Below are 22246 nucleotides of genomic sequence, written 5' to 3'. Positions count from 1 at the left end.
CGTCGGACTTTGCTCTTGCCGCTCGCAATACTGGTGGGCGGCGGGGCGCTGGGCTATACGACGGAAAGGCGCCTGACCAGGCGCCATTTCCCATGAATGAGTGTAGGAGCCCGCTCGAAATGCGACAGACGGACCAGACGGCTGCAAGGAGGCGCGGAGCCACGATCATCGACGTTGCAAGGGTGGCAAACGTCGCAGTCGGCACCGTGTCCCGCTATCTCAACGGCCAGACGATCCGCCGGTCCAACCGCGAGCAAATCGAGCAGGCGATCCAGGATCTCGGCTATCGGCGCAATGCCGCCGCCGCTTCGATCCGCACCGACCTCACCCATATGATCGGCTTCCTGGTGCCGACATTCGACGAATTCCATGCCCGCATGCTGGAGCATCTCGCCCATTCGGTGCGCCCAACCGGACGCGCACTTCTGACTTATTGCCATGGCGGCGATCCGCGGGTGGTCGCGGAAGCCTTGGATTTCTTCGCCGCGCAGCGTGTCGATGCGCTGGTCATGGACGGCACAGCGGAGGTTTACGACCGTGTCGACGACCTGATCCATCACGATATTCCGATCATCTTCTACAACAACGACGTCCGCGGGCTGGCGGCCGACCGGGTCATGGTGGAGAACCACCGCGCAAGCTATCGCATCGTCAGCCACCTCATCGATCTCGGTCACCGCCGCATCGGCATTTTGACAGGCGATCCACGCAATTCTTCGGGTATCGAGCGGCTGGCGGGCTATGAGCAAGCGCTGCGCGACCGGGGCATCACAATCGATCCGACGCTCGCGGCGCGTGGAAACTGGCGCATGGATGGCGGTTATGAGGCGACCAAGCGATTGATGTCGCTCGAAAATCCGCCGACCGCAATTTTTTCCGCCAACTACGGCATGGCAGTCGGAGGGCTGAGCTGGCTGAAGGAGAACGGCCGCCATGTGCCCGAGGATATTTCGCTCGCCAGCTTCGACGACGTGGCAATCTTCCGGCTCTATGAAGCCGGTATTACGGCCGTCGCCCAACCGGTGGCAAGCATTGCAGAAACCATCACCGACATTCTCGTGGAACGCTTGACAGAACCGTCAGGCGGGGCGACGCGGAGCGTCGTCCTTGAATGCGACATCATCCTGCGAGGCTCGACGCGACGGATCACCTGACGCGCTCTGCCCGCCAAGCGGTTAAAGGGAGGAAGCTTTGGCCAGCGTAGAATTGCACGATATCGACAAATCCTATGGCAGCTTTCAAGCGATAGAGGGCCTCAATCTGAGCGTCGATGATGGTTCATTCACGGTCTTCGTCGGTCCCTCCGGCTGCGGAAAATCGACGCTGCTGCGTATGATCGCCGGCCTTGAGAAGATCACCGCGGGGGACCTCACGATCGACGGGCGGCGCATGAATGAGGCCGATCCGATCGAACGCGGCGTCGCCATGGTCTTCCAGAACTACGCGCTTTATCCGCATATGACGGTGGAGCAGAATATCGGTTTCTCGCTGCGCATGGCCGGCATGGGCAAGGCCGATATCGACAGGAGCGTTGCCGCCGCCGCTGCCACCTTGCAGATCGAGCCGCTGCTCAAGCGCAAACCTGCACAGCTCTCCGGAGGCCAGCGTCAGCGCGTCGCGATCGGCCGGGCGATCGTGCGCAACCCGGCCGTCTTCCTGTTCGACGAGCCCTTGTCGAACCTCGATGCGGAACTCCGCGTCTCCATGCGCGTCGAGATCGCGAAACTGCACCGGCGCATCGGCGCGACGATGATCTATGTCACGCATGACCAGACGGAAGCGATGACACTTGCCGATAAGATTGTCGTCATGCGCGCCGGCAAGATCGAGCAGGCCGGCACGCCGGACACGCTCTACGCCGATCCCGACAATTTCTTCGTCGCTGGCTTCATCGGCTCGCCGCGGATGAATTTCCTCGACGGCAAGCTGGGCGCGGATGGGGTGATCAAGCTCGATTGCGGCACGGTTTTTAGAGCCGGCATCGTCGGCCTGGGCAAGGAAATGCCAGTCAAGGTCGGCATCCGCCCGGAACATTTCACCGGACAGGACGAAGGCGGCGGCGCGATCGACGTCAAGGTCGACGTAGTGGAAAACCTCGGCGGAACCCGCTTCATCTACGGAACTCTCGCTTCGGGCCAATCCGTGATCATTGAGGACCGCTCGGAAAGAACCCTGCGCCCGGGCGAAACGGTCAGCGCCGGCTTTTCTGCGAGAAAGGCGCTGCTCTTCAGCGTTGACGGCCTGCGGATCCGCGACATCAGGCCGGCAAACAGCATCCCGGCAGAATGACGATGGCGGACAACCTTCTCTGGTACGATTCCCCTGCCCGGCTCTGGACGGATGCGCTGCCGCTCGGCAATGGTCGGCTCGGCGCCATGGTCTTCGGCGACCCTGTTTCCGAGAGGCTGCAGATCAACGAGTCCACCTTCTGGGCCGGCGGGCCTTACCGGCCGGTCAATCCCGATGCCTATGGCCACTTGGAGAAAATACGGGAACTGATCTTCGCCGGGCACTATGCGGAAGCCGAAGCAATGGCCGAAGAACATCTGATGGCGCGGCCGATCAAGCAGATGTCCTATCAGCCGATCGGCGATCTCCGTATCGATTTCCTCCATTCGCAAACTGTCGGCAGCTACCGTCGCACGCTCGATCTCGACACGGCGATCGCCACGACCTCCTATGTTGCCGACGGCATCACCTTCTTCCGCGAAGCCTTTGTTTCCGCGGTTGATGGCGTGCTTGTCCTGCGCCTTTCAGCGGATCGGCCCGGAGCCATCAGATGCCGGATATCGCTCGACAGCCCGCAACAGGGGCAACTCGTCGACCAGGACGCTACAGGACTGACTTTCTCGGGCACCGGCAAGGCGGAATGGGGCATTGCCGCCGCCCTTCGCTTTGCCTTCGGCATTCGGGTGATCAATACAGGCGGGAGCCTGAGCTCCTCCAACGGCATCATCTCCGTAGACAATGCCGACGAGCTTGTGATTCTGCTCGATGCCGCCACGAGTTTCCGGCGTTTTGACGACGTCTCCGGCGATCCCGATGGCGCTATCACCGGGCGCCTTTCGAAAGCCGGCGGCCACAGCATCGAGGCCACGCGCCGTGACCATATCACCGAGCATCAAAGGCTGTTCCGCACTTTCGCGATCGATCTCGGCACGACGCAGGCAGCCTCGCAGCCGACCGATCGCCGGATTGCGGGCTTTGCCGGCGGAGAGGATCCCGGGCTTGCGGCACTCTATGTGCAATTCGGCCGCTACCTGATGATCGCCTCGTCCCGCCCGGGCACGCAGCCTGCAAACCTGCAGGGCATCTGGAATGAGGAGGTCGATCCGCCCTGGGGCAGCAAATATACAGTCAACATCAATCTGCAGATGAATTACTGGCTGCCGGCGCCGGCCAATCTGCCCCAATGCATCGAGCCGCTCGTCGAGATGGCGGAGGAACTTGCTGAAGCCGGACGTGAGACGGCACAAGTGCATTATCGCGCCCGCGGCTGGGTCATGCACCACAATACTGATCTCTGGCGCGCGACTGGGCCGATCGACGGAGCCAAATGGGGCCTCTGGCCGACCGGTGGCGCCTGGCTCATGACACAATTGCTTGATCTCAGCGATTACCTCGACGACGCCGATCGTCTACGCAGGCGGCTTTTCCCGGTTGCCAAGGCCGCGGCAGAGTTTGTCTTCGATGTGCTGGTGTCGCTTCCGGGCACAAGCTATCTGGTGACAAACCCCTCGCTTTCACCCGAAAATGTCCACCCGCACGGCGCTTCGATCTGCGCCGGGCCTGCCATGGACAGCCAGATTATCCGGGACTTCCTCAATCTGCTTCGCCCCGTCGCCACGTCGATCGGCGGCGAGGAAGAGTTCGTCTCGGAGATCGATCGCGTCCTGCCGCGCCTTCCGCCCGACAGGATCGGATCAGCGGGCCAGCTCCAGGAATGGCTTGAAGACTGGGACTTGCAAGCGCCGGAAATGCACCACCGGCATGTCTCGCATCTCTATGGCCTCTATCCAAGCTGGCAGATCGACATGGACAACACGCCTGCGCTTGCCGCCGCTGCCCGTCGCTCTCTGGAGATCCGCGGTGACGACGCGACGGGCTGGGGCATCGGCTGGCGCATCAATCTCTGGGCACGGCTTCGTGACGGCGATCATGCGCTCGATGTGGTCAAACTGCTGATCGACCCTGAGCGGACCTATACCAATCTGTTCGACGCCCATCCGCCCTTCCAGATCGACGGTAATTTCGGCGGGGCCGCCGGCATTCTGGAAATGCTGGTGCAGTCTCGCCCAGGCGAAATTCACCTGCTACCAGCCTTGCCCAAAGCGTGGCCGCGCGGCTCATTGCGCGGTTTGCGGGTGCGCGGCGGCATGCTTCTCGACCTCGACTGGGAGAATGGCAGGCCGGTGAAGATTGTGATCTCGGCAGCACGGGATATTCGCACGGCCATCCGCTTTGCGGACGGCAGGTTCAGCGTCGCCATTGCCGCTGGACAAACTTTCATGGCGAGCAAGGACGATCTCTTCGCATAGAGGCCAGGCCTCTATGCGAACTCAGCTTTTAGCGGCCTACATTGCCGATCAGACGATAGCGGCTTGATCGAGTGCAAATTGCCCGCACGATATTCAGCCAGTGCGCGTTGAACTTTTGACGGCCGCAGACTCTTGATCGCAAGCGTTCGTATTGCCGCTGTCCTTGCTCTTCCCCTCCCTTCCTAAGACTGATCTCCCTCAGAATATCGTGCTGGTGTAGGCCATATGACCGCGAATGATGGATCAAAGGCATCGATCCGGCCGGTTTCTTGCCAGGCGCCGACGCAATAGTTGGATGGCGCAAACAGACTGCGCGATTTATCCGGCAACTCGATCGAGAAGGCTACCGCCGGCGGAGTCTTGGTTATCTTCAATCCGGATGGCAGACCGATGGTCTGCTCCTGGAATTGAACGTCCGCATAGCTGGCATTTTTGCCGATATCATAATGCGCCTGCCGCAATCGGTCGGGAAAATCCGGGTGCGAGATCACGTCGCCGTCAAAGACAATGCCAAGAGATCCCCAGGAACGTGTGAAGCAACCCTCCTCAAAGCGGATGAGGTCATCCAGCTCGCTCGAGGGATAGGAATCGAAGCTCCAGCCTGATCCAAAGGGAGAACAAGCCTCCCACTTGAACTTATCAGCATCAGCCGCATAACCAATAAGGTTGTTGCGATGCTCTAGCTTCGCAAATCTCTTCTTCTTGGCAATCGGCGCGCGAAGGAGCCAGGTATTGTTGAAGACGTAATGCGGTCCATCCGCAATATGCGTGTCGGGAAACTTGAAAAGCACGCCCTTGGCATGCTTGTCGTCTTCGGGTCCGGGAATGTGAACGTTCCAGCCAAGATTGCCATAGACATAAAAGTAGCCCGAGCGCTGCATTTCGAAGGAAAACGGCATGTAGCAATCGACGAATTGGTTCCGGCGGATCGTCCAGTTCCACGCGAAATTCTCAGGTTCGACGGCATTATCCTTTATCCGCACGAACCAATTATCTTCGATAAGAACGTTCCGAGCGAAGGCTTCCTTGGTGGACTCCGATGCCTGATTGAAGAAATGGACGCCATTGAATGCGTCTGTGATGACGTTGTCGCGGATGATGACATACCCGGCGATGGTCCAGGCGCGGAAGAAGTCGCCGTCATAGGCACGTGCATCGCCGATGGGGTCAACGGGACCATCCTCGTCGCCCGATCCGTGCACCTGCTTCCAGGGGATATCGCTCCAAAGCCTGCAGTCTCCTAGGGATAAGTCGGCACGAACATAACCATTGTCCCGGATCGACAGGACGTCGTCTTCACCGTGGCTTTTCGTATCCTGCACCCAGCTGCATTTCTCGATGAGCAGATGACGCGTGTAGGGACCGGCCGCACCGATCGCAATGCACCCTCCCCTGAAATCGACGCGGCGTATGAAAATGTGTTGGCAGTTATCGAGGTATATTGCTGTCGGCCAGCAGTTCCTGAAAACCAGTTCGTCGATGATAGCCCATTGGCAATCCCGCAATGTCAAAGCCGCATTGTCGGCCATGAAATAGATGCCGGGAAACGAACCACCTTTCTGGTGAGCGGCGGCCAGTTTGTTCGCAGTTTCCCGATAGGCGTCGAAGTCCATATCAGAGCCTAAGATCGCTCCCGGACCGGTGATGTATATAGGGCAATCCTCGGAGCCTCGTTTACCTATTATCGTTATCGGATCGGGATAACGGCCCTTTTTCAGGTAGAGCTCGCCACCGGGCCCCAGCCGGTTGAGTTTCCTATGAATATCTTCGGCATTGACCTTTATTTGCGCTTTCATTCAATGCCGCCCCAACAAAACACCTCATCGACACTATCGCCGGAGTTGATATTTTTGCCAACACTCCCAAACGGGACCCGGCACGGGGCGAGAGCTTCATCTTCAGGCCTTCGCCTCTGCTGTAATCTTACCGCAACGTCCCGGATTTCGCCTGCCGCGCGCTTGACAAAACCGGACTGCCTGTATTTTATTCAAGCCTGCGGATTAGGCAGAGAGCGCCTCCGCATTCTTACATGACTTCGATAGTCGCTGGGCAGTTTCGCCCCATGATGGCCCCATCGCGGATGGGACGCCCTCATGGGGTTTTTGGTTTTTTGGCTTGCAGATGAATGATGCGTTGAAAATCGGCATTCTTTACTCCACCACCGGCCCTTACGGCTCGATGGGGCGCGACGCGCGCGACGGCGCGGAATTCGCGATTGCCGAATTTGCCGCAGAAAGCGGCCTGCCTGTCGAACCTGTTTTCTTCGACCCGCAGGCCGATCTTGCCGCCTATCTCGAAGGCGCGCGCCATCTGCTGCGCGCCGGCTGCCGCCACATTGTCGGCACCATTACCTCGGCCGCCCGCAAGGAAGTCATCCCGCTCATCGAAAAGCATGACGGGCTTCTCTGGTACATGTGCCCCTACGAGGGTTTCGAGGCGAACGAAAACGTCATCTATGTCGGCGGCTGCCCGAACCAGCATCTGTTGCCGCTCTTCGAACATCTGATTCCGCGCTACGGCAACCGGCCCTATCTCGTCGGCGCCAACTATGTCTGGGGCTGGGAGATGAACCGGCTCGCCCGCGAACTTACCACCAATGCCGGTGGCGAGGTTCTGGGCGAGCGTTACCTGCCGCTCGAGGAAACTGCCGTCGAGCGCATCGTCGCCGATATCGAGCAGCGCCGCCCGAGCTTCATCCTCAACAATCTTATCGGCCCGTCGAGCTACGCCTTCCATGAGGCGATCCGGCGGCTTGCCGATCGCGACGCGGCCTTCCGGCCCGAGAACTGCCCGGTCGTCAGCTGCGACCTGATGGAATGCGAGCTTGACGATATCGCGCCGGGTGCGGCCATCGGCCAGCTCTGCGCAGCCTCCTATTTCGATAGTGTCGCCACCTCCGAAAATGGCGACTTCAAACAGCGGATCCTCGCTCATTACGGCGCGCCGCGCCGCATCTCCAGCGTCTTTGCCAGTGCCTACACGGCCGTGCGTCTTTGCGTTGATGCGATCGTGGCTGCCGACGGCGACGAGCCTTCTGCCGTGCGTCGGGAACTCTACAACAAGAACTGGGCAACACCCTTCGGCATGCTCAGCATCGACAGGGAAACGAACCACGCCGCCCTGCCCTTTCATCTCGGCCGCATTAATCTCCAGAACGGCTTTGATGTGATCGCCTCGCGTCCGCCGCTTGCTGCCGATCCCTATCTGACCGGCCGCAACAAGCCGGCTTCGCCGAAATTGCGGGTTGTATCATGAAGGAAACACCCAATTTCACCGGCTGGCGTGCCGTGGTCCTGCACCGTGAGGACGGCAATACGGAAAGATTGATCCGTCAGCTACGACTTCTCGGCCTTTCGGCAACGCTGCAATGGGCGCCTCTTTCGGCCGCAGGCGTGCCCGACCTCGTCATCGTCGATGCCGACCAGGGCTTTGATGATCTCCTGCCCTGGAGCGGTGCCGCCGCGACATGCCCGGTCGTCGCACTGCTCGGCTCGGAAGCACCGGGCCGTATCGCCTGGGCGCTCGGCCAGGGTGCCGGCGCGATCATCGCCAAGCCGATTGCCGCCTCCGCTGTCTATCCGGCCCTCGTCATGGCCGTCTCCATTCACCAGGAGCGCAAGGGTGCCACCGAGCGGCTGCAATATCTCGAAGAGCGCGTGCGCCTTCGACCGCTCGTCCATGCCGCCGTCGAGAAGCTGATGAAGGCGCATGGTGTCGATGAGGAGCGCGCCTATTCGATCCTGCGCAATTGCGCCATGCGCCGCCGCCTGCCGATGGAACAGATCGCCGCCTTCATTATCGGCGGCATAGAGCCCCTGCCGGAGGCGGGTTGAATGCGTATATTAAAAGCCATTTTGCGGCAGCCGACCGCCCTCTTCGGCCTTATTGTCGTCCTTATTGTCATCGGCCTTGCCGTGGCCGCTCCCTGGATCGCGCCCTTCAATCCTGATGAGCAGATGTTCGACGGATTGTCGCTTGAAGGTGCGCCATTGCCGCCTGGTGGCCCCTACCTGCTCGGCACCGATACGCTCGGTCGCGATCTCTTTTCGCGCATGCTCTTCGGTGCACGCACCTCGCTCGTCATCGGCCTCGTTGCCAACGGCATTGCGGTCGCGATCGGCCTCCTCATCGGTATCCTCGCCGGCTACCTGCGCGGCATCGTCGGCAATATCCTGATGCGCTTCACCGATCTGATGATGGCTTTCCCGGCGCTGCTGCTGGCAATCGTGCTTGCCGCCTTGCTGCGGCCGAGCCTCTGGATCGTCGCCATGGTGATCGCGCTCGTCAACTGGGTGCAGGTCGCCCGCATCGTCTATACGGAGACGCGCGGACTGGTGGAGCGCGACTTCATCATGGCCGAACGCTCGCTCGGTGCCGGCCATATGCGCGTGCTTTTCCTGCATATCCTGCCGCACCTCGTGCCGACGGCGATCGTCTGGGGCACACTTGGTATCGCCACCACCGTTCTGCTGGAAGCGACGCTTTCCTTCCTCGGCATCGGAGTGCAGCCGCCGCAACCCTCCTGGGGCAATATCATTTTCGAAAGCCAGAGTTACTTCCAGGCAGCTCCGTGGCTCGTCTTCTTCCCCGGCGCGATCATCCTGCTGACGGCACTGTCCTTCAATCTCGTCGGGGATGCGCTGCGCGACATTCTTGATCCGACCCAGCGCGGGAGAGGCTGATGGTCTTCCTCATCCTTCGCCGGCTCGTTCAGGCCGCCCTCATTCTTCTCGGCGTTGCCGCCATTACTTTCGTGCTGCTCTATGCGCTGCCGGCCGACCCGGCGCGCATGATCGCCGGACGAAGCGCCACGACGCAGACGGTTGCCAACATCCGTCACGAACTCGGCCTCGACCAGCCGCTGCTCGTTCAGTTCAGCACCTATCTGAGCAACCTCCTGCACGGCAATCTCGGCCGCTCCTATGCGCAGAAGACCGAGGTCTGGACGCTGATCGCCGCCCGCCTGCCGGCGACGCTCGTGCTCATGCTGGCCGGTATTCTGGTGGAAGTTGCTCTCGGCCTGACCCTCGGCACGATCGCCGCCGTGCGCCGTGGCGGTTTCGTCGACCGGCTTGTCATGACGGCTTCCTTCGTCGGGGTTTCGGCGCCGCAATTCGTCGTAGCCCTGCTGCTTCTTTATGTATTTGCCGTAACGCTCGGATGGCTACCCATGAGCGGCTACGGCACCTTCGCCCATGTCGTGCTGCCAGCCTCCACCCTCGGCGTTCTTGGCGCCGGCTGGTATGCACGCATGGTGCGATCCGCGATGATCGACGTCCTCAATCAGGACTATGTGCGCACGGCGCGGGCCAAAGGCCTGTCTTCGCGCCGCATCATCTTCCGCCACGCCCTGCCAAACGCCATCCTGCCGATCATCGCCATGATCGGCATCGATATCGGCCAGTTCATGGGCGGCGTGGTCGTCGTCGAAGCGGTCTATGGCTGGCCGGGCATTGGCCAGCTCGCCTGGCAGGCAATCCAGCAGGTCGACATACCCATCATCATGGGCGTCACGCTGACATCGGCACTTGCCATCGTCATCGGCAACTTGCTCGCCGACCTGGTGGCCCCGCTTATCGATCCACGCATCCGTACACGTTGACAGCAACCAAAGAAGGGGAACCCGAATGTTCAAACGCTGGCTTCGACACACAACCATGGCAACGATGGTGGCGCTCGCCCCCCTCGCCGCCACGGCACAGGAAACACCCAAGCAGGGCGGCGATATCGTCGTCACCTACAAGGACGACATCACCACGCTCGACCCGGCCATCGGTTACGACTGGGTCAACTGGTCGATGATCAAGAGCCTCTATTCGCGCCTGATGGACTATGCGCCGGGCACGCCGAACCCGATCCCGTCGCTCGCCGAAAGCTTCACTGTATCGCCCGATGGCCTGACCTATACGTTCAAGCTGCACAAGGGCGTAAAGTTCTCCAACGGCCGCGAAGTCGTCGCTTCCGACGTGAAATATTCGATCGAGCGCGCCGTCAATCCGAAGACACAGGGTCCGGGTGCCGGGTTCTTCGGCGCCATCCAGGGCTTCGAGGACGAAACCGGCGGCAAGACCGAAACGCTTTCGGGCATCGAGACGCCCGACGACAGCACTGTCATCTTCCACCTGTCCCGCCCGGACGCGACCTTCCTGCACGTACTCGCCATCAACTTCGCTTCGGTCGTGCCGAAGGAAGCCGTCGAAGCCGCAGGCGGCGATTTCGGCAAAAAGCCCGTCGGTTCCGGCACCTTCATCCTGAAGGACTGGACGATCGGCCAGCAGCTCGTTTTCGAGCGCAACAAGGATTATTTCGTCAAGGGCGTACCCTATATCGACAGCTTCAAGGTCGAAGTCGGCCAGGAGCCGCTGGTTGCGCTGCTGCGCCTGCAGAAGGGTGAGGTCGATATCGCCGGCGACGGTATCCCGCCGGCGAAATTCCTCGAAATCAAGAACTCTGCCGATGGCGCAAAGATGATCGTCGACGGCGAACAGCTTCACACCGGCTACATCACGCTGAACACCAAGGTGAAGCCGTTCGACAACGTCAAGGTGCGCCAGGCGATCAACATGGCCGTCAATAAGGACCGCATCGTGCGCATCCTGAACGGTCGCGCAACACCCGCCAACCAGCCGCTCCCGCCGCTGATGCCGGGTTACGACAAGTCCTTCACCGGCTATGCGTATGACGTTGCCAAGGCCAAGGCACTGCTTGCCGAAGCCGGCTTCCCTGAGGGATTCGAAACGGTGCTCTACTCCACCAATACCGATCCGCAGCCGCGCATCGCCCAGGCGATCCAGCAGGATCTCGCAGCTGTTGGCGTCAAAGCTGAGGTTCGTGCTCTCGCACAGGCCAACGTGATCGCGGCGGGCGGCACGGAAGGTGAAGCGCCAATGATCTGGTCGGGCGGCATGGCCTGGATCGCCGACTTCCCGGATCCGTCTAACTTCTATGGTCCGATCCTCGGTTGCGCCGGCGCCGTTCAGGGCGGCTGGAACTGGTCCTGGTATTGCAATGCCGATCTCGACAAACGTGCGGTTGCCGCTGACTCCATGTCCGATCCGGCAAAGTCCGCCGAGCGCACAGCCGCCTGGGGCAAGGTCTTCACCGACATCATGGCCGATGCGCCCTGGGTTCCCGTCATCAACGAGCGCCGCGTCGTTGCCAAGTCGCTGCGCATGGGCGGTGCCGACAATATCTACATCGACCCCACCCGCGTCATCAACTACGACGCGATCTACGTGAAGCAATAAGCCCTAGGAAATAACGCCTTCCCGGTCCGACCGGGAAGGCCTCATAAGATCGAGGGAGACACCTTATGTGCATTGCCTGCACCCACACAATTCACCGCGCCCAGCATAATTTCGGCTGGAACAAGGATTTCGCACCAGCTGTCGTCGCCAAGCCCGGCGAGACCATCCACTTCGAATGCCTGGATTCCTCTGGCGGCCAGGTCGGCAGCGACGCGACGCTCGATACGCTGAACAATCTGGATTTCGGCAAGATCAACCCGGTCTCCGGTCCCATCTACGTGGAGGGCGCCAAGCCCGGCGATGCACTGAAGGTAACGCTGCGCAAGTTCATTCCCTCGGGCACCGGCTGGACGGCGAATATTCCGGGTTTCGGCCTGCTGGCCGACCAGTTCAGGGATCCGGCGCTGCATGTCTGGTCCTATGACGCTAACAGCATGACGCCGGCCCTTTACGGCCCTGGCGGCCGCGTGCCGTTGAAACCCTTTGCCGGCACCATTGGTGTCGCCCCGGCCGAGCCGGGCACGCATTCCGTCGTGCCGCCCCGCCGCGTCGGCGGCAATATGGATATTCGTGACCTGACCGCAGGTGTCACTCTCTATCTGCCGATCGAGGTCGAAGGCGCACTCTTCTCCATCGGCGACACGCATGCGGCGCAAGGCGACGGCGAAGTCTGCGGCACGGCGATCGAAAGCCAGATGAATGTCGAGGCGACGATCGAACTCGTCAAGGATGCGCGCTTGCAGACGCCGCGCTTCACCACCACCGAGCCCGTCACCCGCCACCTCGACGGCGCCGGCTATGAAGTCACGACGGGTATCGGCCCCGACCTGATGACCGGCGCACGCGAAAGCGTCATGCGCATGATCGATCTTCTGACCGCGGAACATGGCATGAGCGCCGTCGACGCCTATCTGCTCTGCTCGGTCTGCGGCGATCTGCGCATCAGCGAAATCGTCGATATGCCGAACTGGGTCGTTTCCTTCTACTTCCCGAGGATCGTATTCGCGTGATTGAAGCCATGCCCGCCGCGCCCATTCTTAGCGTTCGCAATCTTAGTGTCGATGCGCGAACGCCTGACGGACGCAAACCGGTTCTGAAAGATATCAGCTTTGATCTCGCGAGCGGCGAAACGCTTTGCCTGGCCGGGGAATCCGGCTCAGGCAAATCAGTGACGTCGCTGTCAATCATGGGCTTGCTGCCGAAGGCCTCGCTCCAGGTCGCCTCCGGCAGCATCATGCTCGGCGAACGCGATCTGCTGAAACTTTCCGACCGGGCCATGCGAAGCGTGCGCGGCGGCGATATCGCCATGGTCTTCCAGGAACCGATGACCTCGCTCAACCCGGTCATGTCGATCGGCGCACAGCTGACGGAGGCGATCCGCGAGCATCAGGGCAGCGAGAATGCCGAGGCGATCGCGCTGCAGATGCTCGATGCCGTGCAGATCACCGACCCGGCAAAACGTCTGAAGCAATATCCGCACGAGCTCTCCGGCGGCATGCGCCAGCGCGTGATGATCGCCATGGCGCTATCCTGCCGTCCGAAAGTACTGATCGCCGACGAGCCGACCACGGCGCTCGACGTGACGGTGCAGGCGCAGATCCTCAAACTGATGCGCGAACTAAAGTCGGAATTCGGCACATCCATTATTCTTATCACCCATGACATGGGCGTCGTCGCCGAAATGGCGGATCGCGTCATTATCATGCAGAATGGCGGCATCGTCGAAGAAGGTCGGGCAGTCGGCATTTTCCGCGCGCCGCGCCAGACTTATACGCAGCAATTGCTCTCGGCCGTGCCGCGCCTTGGCGCTTTTGCCGGCACCGACGCTCCTCCGCGCATCACATCGCGCAGAGTCGAGACCCTGCATCCCGACCGCACCCCGGTCCTGAATGTACGCGGCCTCAACGTCACCTATGGCGGGGCAGCGAGCTTTCTCTTCAAGGGCAAGGCGCCCGCTGCGGCCGTCAGCGACGTTTCCTTCGATATCCTGCCGGGCGAAACGCTTGGCCTCGTCGGCGAAAGCGGATCGGGAAAATCGACAACCGGCAAGGCGGTGCTCGGCCTTATCCCCTTTACCGGCGATGTGATCATCGATGGCCGTAACATTGCCGGGCTCAGCCATCGCGAGATGCAGCCCATACGCCGCACGGCGCAGATGATCTTCCAGGACCCCTATGCCTCGCTCGACCCGCGCATGGCAGTCGGCTCCGCGATTGCCGAGCCGCTGGTTATCCACGGTATCGCGAACAAGGCCGAGCGGCAGGACAGGGTCGCGGAACTCCTGCGCCGTGTCGGCCTGACGGCGGATGCCGCCACGCGTTATCCGCACGAATTTTCCGGCGGCCAGCGCCAGCGCATCTGCATTGCGCGTGCACTGGCGCTCGAGCCGAAGCTGATCGTTGCCGATGAGAGCGTTGCGGCGCTCGACGTATCCGTGCGCGCCCGCGTGCTCGACCTGATGCTGGAACTGCAGGAAAGCATGGGGCTCTCCTACCTCTTCATCTCGCATGACATGGCGGTTGTCGAACGCATGTCCCATAAGGTCGCCGTCATGCGCAGCGGCAGGATCGTCGAAACAGGCACCCGCCGCCAGATCTTCGAACATCCGGCAGAGGATTACACGAGGGCCCTGATGGCTGCCGTTCCGATCCCCGATCCGGAAGCGCGGCGAGCGCAGGTCTAAGATTTATAGACAGGAAGCAGAAGTGCCTCCTTTGGAGCCGTATACGCTTCCGCGAGGCTTGCTCTCGGCCTCCGCCGAATCATCGCTTAAAATCGACTTTCGGCACGAGCGAATGTCGGTCGCGCCTGCCAACCAAATCCCACTCGCCAGCCAAATTTTCTTTCGGCAGCCCGTCCAGATGGGCAAATACAGGCTCGCGGGTGCTGGATTTTAGATAAATTCAGCGTTCATCGACAACTCCCCGCGCCCCTTTGCGCGTGGCCAATCCGGCTAAGTCGTCCTAATATAGCAATATTTCGCCTTTCTATTTTACCTCTCGTTAATACCCGCGCAAGGACTGTTGTACATCTGTCACACACATCAAGGTTTAGTTAGAATTCTCTACAAAATGAGAGCTTTCATTGTTGAGCCCGCCCCCCTTTCGGTTATTTTAGGTCTTACCGAATTAATCGGGTTTTATCAGAGGGGACGTTCTTTCGTGGAACGCACTCGAACTTAGGAGATTGGCTTTCCATGAACATTCGTATGATGTTGCTTGGTTCTGCAGCTGCCCTCATCGCTGCACCGGCATTCGCAGCAGACGCAATTGTCGCTGCCGAGCCGGAACCGGTTGAATACGTTCGCGTCTGCGACGCCTACGGCACCGGCTACTTCTATATCCCGGGCACGGAAACCTGCCTGAAGATCGAAGGTTACATCCGTTTCCAGGTTAACGTTGGCTCGAACGTCGGCGGTGACAACGACTCTGACTGGGATGCAGTTACCCGTGGTCAGGTTCAGTTCACAGCTAAGAGCGACACCGAATACGGCCCGCTCACCGGCGTGATCGTTCTCCAGGCCAATGCCGACAACGCAACGAACCAGGAAACGATCCTCGACTCCGCTTACCTTGACGTCGCTGGCTTCCGCGCTGGTCTCTTCTACTCCTGGTGGGACGATGGTCTCTCCGGCGAAACCGACGACATCGGTTCTGTCGTAACGCTGCATAACTCGATCCGTTATCAGTACGAAACCGGCACCTTCTACGCTGGTCTCAGCGTCGACGAACTGGAAGACGGCGTCTATCAGGGTGACGTGGATCCGGTCACCGGCCTCCTGGTTCCGAACGATGGCCCGAACAATGTCGGCGTTGCCTTCGGTATCGGCGGCACGGCTGGCGCCTTCAGCTACCAGATCACCGGCGGCTGGGACTTCGACAACGAAGACGGCGCAATCCGCGCTATGGGTACGGCTGAACTCGGCCCGGGCACGCTCGGCCTGGCTGTCGTCTACTCCAGCGGCCCGAACTCCTACTACTCGACGGCTGAATGGGCAGTTGCTGCCGAATACGCCATCAAGGCAACGGACAAGCTGAAGATCACTCCTGGTGTTCAGTACTATGGCAACTACATCGGCGGTGCCAGCGCGTTCGACACCGTTCCGGATGACTTCGACGGTACCGGCGACGCCTGGAAGGTCGGCCTGACGGTTGATTACCAGATCGTCGACAACTTCTACGCCAAGGCTTCCGTCCAGTACCTGGATCCGGAAGATGGCGACGACTTCACGACGGGTTACTTCCGTCTGCAGCGCTCGTTCTAAGCTGAATATTGAAGACCCCGGGATCGCATCTCGGGGTTTTTCATCACAGGCTTCTGGTTTGGTGACCTCCAATTCAGAAGAAAGAGGTCGATCCGGTTCCCTGCCGGATCGACCTCACCCATCGATACAGAAATCCACTCCTGTAGATGGTTCTGGCTCGCCCTCATCCGAGGGCGAGCTTTTTACTTGACGGGACTGGATTGTCCGACGGACGGGGGTCTCTGTCGGCGGCTGAGAGTCTGAAGAACCCAGCCGCCGATTTCCTGCAGGAAAAAAATGCAGCCGGTAAGCGTAACGATTGTCCTGGTCGCAGATCGCGAACGCGCGCCTGTCCTGGACAGGGACGGAGCGATTGTTCAGACTCCGGGACGAGATCGCTACGCGCTTAAACCATGTTCAGCGGTATCAACTGGCGCAGTCTTGGGTCGCGCAGATACAGGCCACTCCAGGCAGCAATCCCCAGAAGCAGGCTGACGATCTGGGGAGGCGTAAAAAACTCGCCCAGGCGGAAGTGTGTGCAGATAGCGCCACCGAGAAAACCGGTTACCAGTATCGCACCAAGGAAGGCTGTTTTCGGAACAGCATAAAGGATCGCGCAGATCGCAATGATAATGCCGAGTGCCGGAGCGAGATTGACTGGGAAACCGGTTGCCTCCATTTCCGCCCTTATGAAATCAGGTGCAAAAAGGTTGGTGGCCGCATCAGCAAGAAGCAGAACAACAACTGTCGCTGACAGAATTCGCCCAATCCAGATCGACATTATTGCTGCCTCTTCAATTGCCGGTCACAACCCGGCTTATGGTGTGGTCTGGATGTTGTCAATTCAGCAGCAACCGCGCAATCGGGGATTTGGTCCTCCGCGTCCGATCACGTCTGCAGTTCCAAACGTTACGGTCATGATTGCCGCCTTACGCCGTCTGTGCTGGCCGTGGCAACTATTTCTCTCTCGCCGAGGCAAAAACGACGCTGGCATCGCTGACGATTTCCACATGCAAATAGGCTGCCTTTGCAGCGGCTGCACCATCTGCCCGCATGATCGCGGTCACGATCATATCGTGCTCATCATAGGATTTCGCGAGCCGACCCGGCAGCCGGAACTGCGCGCGGCGGAAGGGCGCGAGCCGGGCCCGGCTCTGGGTTACCAGCTCATAGATATGCTCGTTATGCGCACCGCGATAGAGCCGGGTGTGGAACTCGGTATTGTGAACAGCATAGTCCTCTTCCGCACCCTGATGCACAAGCCGAGCGGAAGCGCGATGTTCGATTTCCAAGATGCGCCGCTCATCGACCGTCATACGTTCGGCGGCCAAACGCGCGCAGACCCCTTCGAGCTCCGCCATCGCCTCGAACATCGAATGCAAATAGGTCTCGGTTACGTTGGTGACGAGAGCGCTACGGTTCGGCTCGCGATCGACGAGCCCCATTGCGCCGAGTTCGCGAAGCGCCTCGCGCACCGGCGTGCGCGACACTTCGAAACGGGCCGCGAGCGAGATCTCGTCAAGCTTATCGCCTGGCAGCATCTGCCCGGTCACGATCATATCGGCAATAGCCCGCACCATCTGCTCGACAGTCGTTCCTGCCCTGATGATCTCTCTGCGCCTGACCTGCTTCAAGGAATGATTCTGCCCATTGACGAATGCATACACATGCATTGTTGACGCCGCAAAGTCAAATATAGCTGCAACTCATTGTTTTAATAAAGAAACGTACTGGCCGATGCGCCGCGACACAGTACGCAGAAGCATCTGACGCCGAAATTAGCTAATTTTATAGTCTCTGCATAGTTTTTAATCTTGTGTGGCTAAAAATTGCATACACTTTTCTACAGTGTTTTGCGGATCATTGAATATTTCCAATGCATTCAATGGAATAAAATCTGGCACGGTCATTGCATACACTTTTCCGTAACCGATTGAACCGGCAAAGCCGCCATAAGGGAGCATTCCGATGACCAAACTCCTTTCCATGAACCGTCGCCATTTCCTCCAGGCTTCTGCTGCCACCGCCCTGGTCGGCGCAGCTCCCGGCTTCCTCTCCTCGCCTGCACTTGCGCAGACTGCGCTGACCGTTGGCTTCATCTATGTCGGCCCGAAGGATGACTATGGCTATAACCAGTCGCACGCCGAGGGCGCTGCAGTCGTCAAGGCGCTACCGGGCATTACTGTCGTCGAAGAAGAAAATGTGCCGGAGACCGTCGACGTCCAGAAAACGATGGAATCGATGATCAATCTCGATGGCGCCACCCTGCTGTTCCCGACCTCCTTCGGCTATTTCGACCCCCACATGCTGGCAATGGCCGCCAAGTACCCGGATATCCAGTTCCGCCATTGCGGCGGCCTCTGGCAGGAAAGCAAGAACCCGGCCAATACCGGCTCCTATTTCGGCTATATTTTCCAGGGCCAGTACCTGAACGGCATTGCCGCCGGCCACGCGACGAAGAGCAAGAAGATCGGCTTTGTTGCCGCCAAACCGATCCCGCAGGTTCTGCAGAACATCAACGCTTTCCTGCTCGGCGCGCGCACGGTCGATCCGACCATCACCTGCCAGGTGATCTTCACCGGTGAGTGGTCACTCGCAGTCAAGGAAGCAGAAGCCACCAATGCGCTGGTCGATCAGGGCGCTGACGTCATCACCTGCCACGTCGACAGCCCGAAGGTCGTCGTCGAGACGGCCGCCGGCCGCGGCGCCTTCGTCTGCGGCTATCACGCCAACCAGAGCCCGCTTGCTCCCGAAAAGTACCTCACTGGTGCGGAATGGGCCTGGGGCAATGTCTACAGCGATTTCGTCAAGAAGGCACAGGCCGGCGAAAAGCTCGGCAATTTCGTCCGCGGCGGCCTGAAGGACGGTTTCGTCAAGATGAGCGCACTCGGACCCAGTATTGCCGAGACGGGTCGCAAGGCTTTCGAAGCCACCCACGCCGAGATGATGAAGGGCGGCTTCTCGGTCTTCAAGGGTCCACTGAAGGACAATAAGGGCAATTCCGTCGTGACCGCCGACAAGAGCTATGCCGAAGACGCGATCGAGCTCGAGAGCATGAATTATCTGGTCGAGGGTGTCGTCGGGTCCACAGCGTAAACCGGCAAGGGAGAAGCGCCATGACTGTCCAGGCCAATGATCCCGCAATATCAGTCCCTTCCGAGAAATCGGCGTCGCTGCGCCCCTTCCTCGAATGGATCGCGCGACATGCCGAACCTGTTGTCATCGGCCTTGTGGCCATCCTGATCGGTCTTGCGCTCTTCTCCCTCTTCATCCTGGCGATCGGTAAATCGCCAGCGATGCTCTTCCAGCTTATGTATACCGGCGGCTTCGGCAGCTGGTTTTCGGTGCAGAACAGCTTAAGTCGTGCCGCACCCCTTCTCCTGACGGCACTCTGCGTCGCCCTGCCCGCCCGCCTCGGCCTCGTCATCATCGGCGGGGAAGGAGCGGTCGTGCTGGGCGGCGTTGCCGCCGCGGCCATGGCCATGCCGCTTGCCGGCACCGCGCCTGTTTTCCTGACCCTCATTCTCATGGGCATTGCCGCCATGGTGGTCGGCGGTATCTGGATCGGCCTAGCCGGTTTCCTGCGGCACTATCGCGGCGTCAACGAGACGATCTCGTCGCTACTGCTCTCCTATATCGCCATCGCCCTGATGAACCAGTTCGTGGAAGGGCCGCTGCGTGATCCTGCCAGCCTCAACAAACCTTCGACCACGCCGCTGCCGCCTGAATATATGCTCGGCAACATCCCGGGCATGGACGTGCATTGGGGCCTCGTCATCGGCATTGTCGCCTGTATCCTCTCCTGGATCCTGATCGAGGTGACGAGCTACGGCTTTGCGGCCCGCATCGCCGGCGGCAATGTACGCGCCGCCCAGATCCAGGGCCTGCCAGTCGGCAGGCTAATCGTCGGCTTCACCGCGATCGCCGGCAGTTTTGCAGGCCTCGCCGGCATGGTCGAGGTAGCCGCCGTGCAAGGCAGCGCCAATGCTTCGCTTGCCGCAGGTTACGGTTACACCGGCATCCTCGTCGCCTTCCTCGCCCGGCACAATCCGCTGGCGATCATTCCGGTCGCGATCCTGCTCGGCGGCATCGATGCCTCGGGCGGCCTCATCCAGCGCCGCATGGGCCTGCCGGATGCCACCGTTCTGGTGCTGCAGGGCACGCTCTTCATCGTCATTCTCTTCTGCGAGACCTTCTACGGCCGCTTCAAGATCTTCAATCCCGACCTCTGGAAAAGGAGCCTCTGATGGAAGAGACAGGTATCGGCATATGGGGCGTGCCCCTCGGCATCCTCGCAGGCGCCATCCGCGTTTCCACGCCCTTCATTTTCGTCAGCCTCGGCGAGACCATCACCGAACGCTCCGGCCGCATCAATCTCGGCCTTGAAGGCACGCTGGTCTTCGGTGCCATGACGGCCTACGCCGTTGCCGTCATGAGCAATTCGCCCTGGCTCGGCGTGCTGGCGGCCATGGCGACGGGTGGGGTCTTCGGCCTCGTGCATGGCTGGATCTGCAAATGGCCTAAGGTCAACGATATCGCGATCGGCATCGCCATGATGCAGTTCGGGCTCGGTCTTGCCTTCTTTCTCGGCAAGCCCTTCATCCAGCCGGCAGCCCCGCACCTGCCTGCAATCCCCTTGGGTTTCTGGTCCAGCATGCCCCAGATCCAGGCGGCGCTGAATATCAATGTACTCTTCCTGCTTGGCGCGGCACTCGCCTTCATGCTCTGGTGGGCCTTCAAGAACACCCGTGTCGGCCTGATCCTGCGCGTCGTCGGCGACAGCACTGATGCCGCACGCGCCATGGGCATCAATCCTGATCGCGTCCGCCTGCTGGCAACGGCCGTCGGCGGTTCGCTGGCGGCAATCGGCGGCGCCTATCTGTCGCTCTATTATCCTGGCTCCTGGAATGAGGGCATTTCCTCCGGCCAGGGCCTGATGGCCGTCGCACTCGTCATCTTCGCCCGCTGGAACCCGATCGGCTGCTTCCTCGCCGCTCTGCTCTTCGGCGGCGCTGGTGCGCTCGGGCCGGCACTGCAATCGGTCGGCGTCACGCAGGGCTACTACCTTTTCTACGCCGCTCCCTACGTGCTGACCCTGGTCATCATGATTGCGACGTCCTCGCCGACACGTTCGCTCGCCGGTGCACCCGGCGCGCTTTCCCTGACGAAATAAGCGTGAAAGGAGCCAAGCCATGAACGGTCTCGGCGGATTGAACAAGTCGGAACATGGCGTCGGCATCGGCCTTGTGCAGCTGCAGCTTCCGGTCACCGTGACAAGGGAAGACCTTACGCGCCAGACGCAGGTCATCGTCGAACTCGTTGCCAAGGCGCGGCGCAACCAGCCGGGCATGGATCTGGTCGTCTTTCCGGAATATGCCCTGCACGGCCTGTCGATGGATATTAATCCGGAGATCATGTGCACGCTCGACGGGCCGGAGGTCGCAGCCTTCAAGAAGGCCTGCAGGGAGAACGCGATCTGGGGCTGCTTCTCGATCATGGAACTGAACCCTGATGGCATGCCCTATAATTCCGGTATCATCATCGACGACAAGGGCGAGCTGACGCTCTACTACCGCAAGATGCACCCCTGGGTGCCTGTCGAACCCTGGGAGCCCGGCAATTTCGGCATTCCCGTTATCGACGGGCCGAAAGGCGCCAAGCTCGCGCTCATCATTTGCCATGACGGGATGTTTCCCGAGATGGCGCGCGAATGCGCCTACAAAGGCGCGGAAATCATGATCCGCACGGCCGGCTATACGGCACCGATCCGCGAAAGCTGGAAATTCACCAACCAGTCTAACGCCTTCTGCAATCTCATGGTCACGGCGAGCGTCTGCATGTGCGGCTCGGACGGTACCTTCGATTCGATGGGCGAAGGCATGATCTGCAATTTCGACGGCTCGATCATTGCCCATGGCACCTCCGGCCGGGTCAACGAGATCATCACCGCCGAAGTGCGTCCCGATCTCGTGCGCGAAGCCCGCCGCGGCTGGGGTGTCGAAAATAATATCTACCAGTTCGGCCATCGCGGCTACGTCGCCGTTGCCGGCGGCGCCGGCGATGCACCTTACACCTACATGCATGACCTTATTGCCGGCAAATACCGCCTTCCCTGGGAGGATCAGGTGAAGGTCACGGATGGCACATCGTGCGGCTTCGACAAGCCGGCGCGCCGCTACGGCGAAACATTCAAACTCGCGGGTGAATAGGAGAAGAAG

19 protein-coding genes are annotated in these 22246 nt (G+C 60.4%); 15 read left to right on the top strand and 4 right to left on the bottom strand.

The window, feature by feature from the left end:
• The first annotated feature begins 119 nt into the window (after positions 1-119).
• From AC1DTN_RS25195 to AC1DTN_RS25185, 3 genes are read left to right on the top strand one after another with little or no spacing between them, the layout of a single operon-like run.
• Positions 120-1154 carry a LacI family DNA-binding transcriptional regulator gene (locus tag AC1DTN_RS25195; RefSeq protein WP_113320419.1) on the top strand — a complete coding sequence of 345 codons (1035 nt, stop codon included), beginning with the start codon at positions 120-122 and terminating at the stop codon, positions 1152-1154.
• A 37-nt stretch (positions 1155-1191) separates the two neighbouring features.
• On the top strand, positions 1192-2289 hold the full coding sequence (locus AC1DTN_RS25190) for an ABC transporter ATP-binding protein (protein ID WP_439018126.1): 1098 nt from the start codon (positions 1192-1194) through the stop codon (positions 2287-2289).
• Between the two features lie 2 nt (positions 2290-2291).
• Positions 2292-4538: a glycoside hydrolase family 95 protein gene (locus AC1DTN_RS25185; protein ID WP_442207368.1), complete on the top strand. Its 2247-nt coding sequence runs from the start codon at positions 2292-2294 to the stop codon at positions 4536-4538.
• A 182-nt stretch (positions 4539-4720) separates the two neighbouring features.
• Here the strand turns inward: AC1DTN_RS25185 and AC1DTN_RS25180 are convergent, their stop codons facing one another.
• Complete coding sequence (locus tag AC1DTN_RS25180; RefSeq protein ID WP_439018128.1) at positions 4721-6334, bottom strand: right-handed parallel beta-helix repeat-containing protein; 1614 nt, start codon at positions 6332-6334, stop codon at positions 4721-4723.
• A 325-nt stretch (positions 6335-6659) separates the two neighbouring features.
• On the opposite strand from AC1DTN_RS25180, the gene AC1DTN_RS25175 reads away from it, so the two are divergent.
• From AC1DTN_RS25175 to AC1DTN_RS25140, 8 genes are all read left to right on the top strand, one after another.
• Positions 6660-7793 (top strand): transporter substrate-binding protein, encoded by a 1134-nt coding sequence (locus AC1DTN_RS25175; RefSeq protein WP_113320423.1) that lies wholly within the window; start codon positions 6660-6662, stop codon positions 7791-7793.
• Positions 7790-8371, top strand: a complete 582-nt coding sequence (locus AC1DTN_RS25170; protein ID WP_113320424.1) for an ANTAR domain-containing response regulator — start codon at positions 7790-7792, stop codon at positions 8369-8371. Before AC1DTN_RS25175 ends, AC1DTN_RS25170 begins: the two co-directional genes overlap by 4 nt.
• Positions 8372-9220 carry an ABC transporter permease gene (locus AC1DTN_RS25165; RefSeq protein ID WP_439018129.1) on the top strand — a complete coding sequence of 283 codons (849 nt, stop codon included), beginning with the start codon at positions 8372-8374 and terminating at the stop codon, positions 9218-9220. It abuts the gene before it with no gap.
• Positions 9220-10140, top strand: a complete 921-nt coding sequence (locus AC1DTN_RS25160) for an ABC transporter permease (protein ID WP_439018130.1) — start codon at positions 9220-9222, stop codon at positions 10138-10140. Before AC1DTN_RS25165 ends, AC1DTN_RS25160 begins: the two co-directional genes overlap by 1 nt.
• 25 nt (positions 10141-10165) lie before the next feature.
• Positions 10166-11785 (top strand): ABC transporter substrate-binding protein, encoded by a 1620-nt coding sequence (locus AC1DTN_RS25155; protein ID WP_442207367.1) that lies wholly within the window; start codon positions 10166-10168, stop codon positions 11783-11785.
• A 65-nt stretch (positions 11786-11850) separates the two neighbouring features.
• The gene (locus tag AC1DTN_RS25150) at positions 11851-12795 is read left to right on the top strand and encodes an acetamidase/formamidase family protein (RefSeq protein WP_442207366.1); all 945 of its coding nucleotides are present in this window, start codon (positions 11851-11853) and stop codon (positions 12793-12795) included.
• Complete coding sequence (locus tag AC1DTN_RS25145; protein ID WP_442207365.1) at positions 12792-14468, top strand: ABC transporter ATP-binding protein; 1677 nt, start codon at positions 12792-12794, stop codon at positions 14466-14468. The genes AC1DTN_RS25150 and AC1DTN_RS25145 overlap by 4 nt, the downstream gene beginning before the upstream one ends.
• Before the next feature lie 513 nt (positions 14469-14981).
• Positions 14982-16049, top strand: a complete 1068-nt coding sequence (locus AC1DTN_RS25140) for a porin (RefSeq protein ID WP_439018134.1) — start codon at positions 14982-14984, stop codon at positions 16047-16049.
• 385 nt (positions 16050-16434) lie between these two features.
• Here AC1DTN_RS25140 and AC1DTN_RS25135 read toward each other — a convergent pair whose 3' ends face one another.
• The 3 genes from AC1DTN_RS25135 to AC1DTN_RS25125 all read right to left on the bottom strand — a co-directional run bounded on the left by AC1DTN_RS25135 (position 16435) and on the right by AC1DTN_RS25125 (position 18004).
• Positions 16435-16809 (bottom strand): DoxX family protein, encoded by a 375-nt coding sequence (locus AC1DTN_RS25135; RefSeq protein ID WP_439018135.1) that lies wholly within the window; start codon positions 16807-16809, stop codon positions 16435-16437.
• A gap of 175 nt (positions 16810-16984) precedes the next feature.
• Positions 16985-17701, bottom strand: coding sequence for a GntR family transcriptional regulator (locus AC1DTN_RS25130; protein ID WP_439018136.1), 717 nt, complete (start codon positions 17699-17701; stop codon positions 16985-16987).
• 135 nt (positions 17702-17836) lie between these two features.
• Entirely contained in the window at positions 17837-18004 is a 168-nt protein-coding gene (locus AC1DTN_RS25125; protein ID WP_442207364.1) for a hypothetical protein, read from the bottom strand.
• Between AC1DTN_RS25125 and AC1DTN_RS25120 the strand changes: the two genes are divergently transcribed.
• The 4 genes from AC1DTN_RS25120 to AC1DTN_RS25105 are packed head-to-tail and all read left to right on the top strand — an operon-like array spanning position 17997 to position 22237.
• On the top strand, positions 17997-19124 hold the full coding sequence (locus tag AC1DTN_RS25120) for a BMP family ABC transporter substrate-binding protein (RefSeq protein WP_442207363.1): 1128 nt from the start codon (positions 17997-17999) through the stop codon (positions 19122-19124). The two genes, AC1DTN_RS25125 and AC1DTN_RS25120, sit on opposite strands and share 8 nt — an antisense overlap.
• A gap of 20 nt (positions 19125-19144) precedes the next feature.
• Complete coding sequence (locus AC1DTN_RS25115; protein ID WP_113322959.1) at positions 19145-20275, top strand: ABC transporter permease; 1131 nt, start codon at positions 19145-19147, stop codon at positions 20273-20275.
• Entirely contained in the window at positions 20275-21201 is a 927-nt protein-coding gene (locus tag AC1DTN_RS25110) for an ABC transporter permease (protein WP_442207362.1), read from the top strand. The genes AC1DTN_RS25115 and AC1DTN_RS25110 overlap by 1 nt, the downstream gene beginning before the upstream one ends.
• A 19-nt stretch (positions 21202-21220) precedes the next feature.
• Positions 21221-22237 carry a formamidase gene (locus AC1DTN_RS25105; protein ID WP_442207361.1) on the top strand — a complete coding sequence of 339 codons (1017 nt, stop codon included), beginning with the start codon at positions 21221-21223 and terminating at the stop codon, positions 22235-22237.
• Positions 22238-22246: the final 9 nt, after the last annotated feature.

This window comes from Rhizobium sp. 01T444, assembly GCF_056398305.1.
This window is presented reverse-complemented; position numbering and strand designations above follow the sequence as displayed.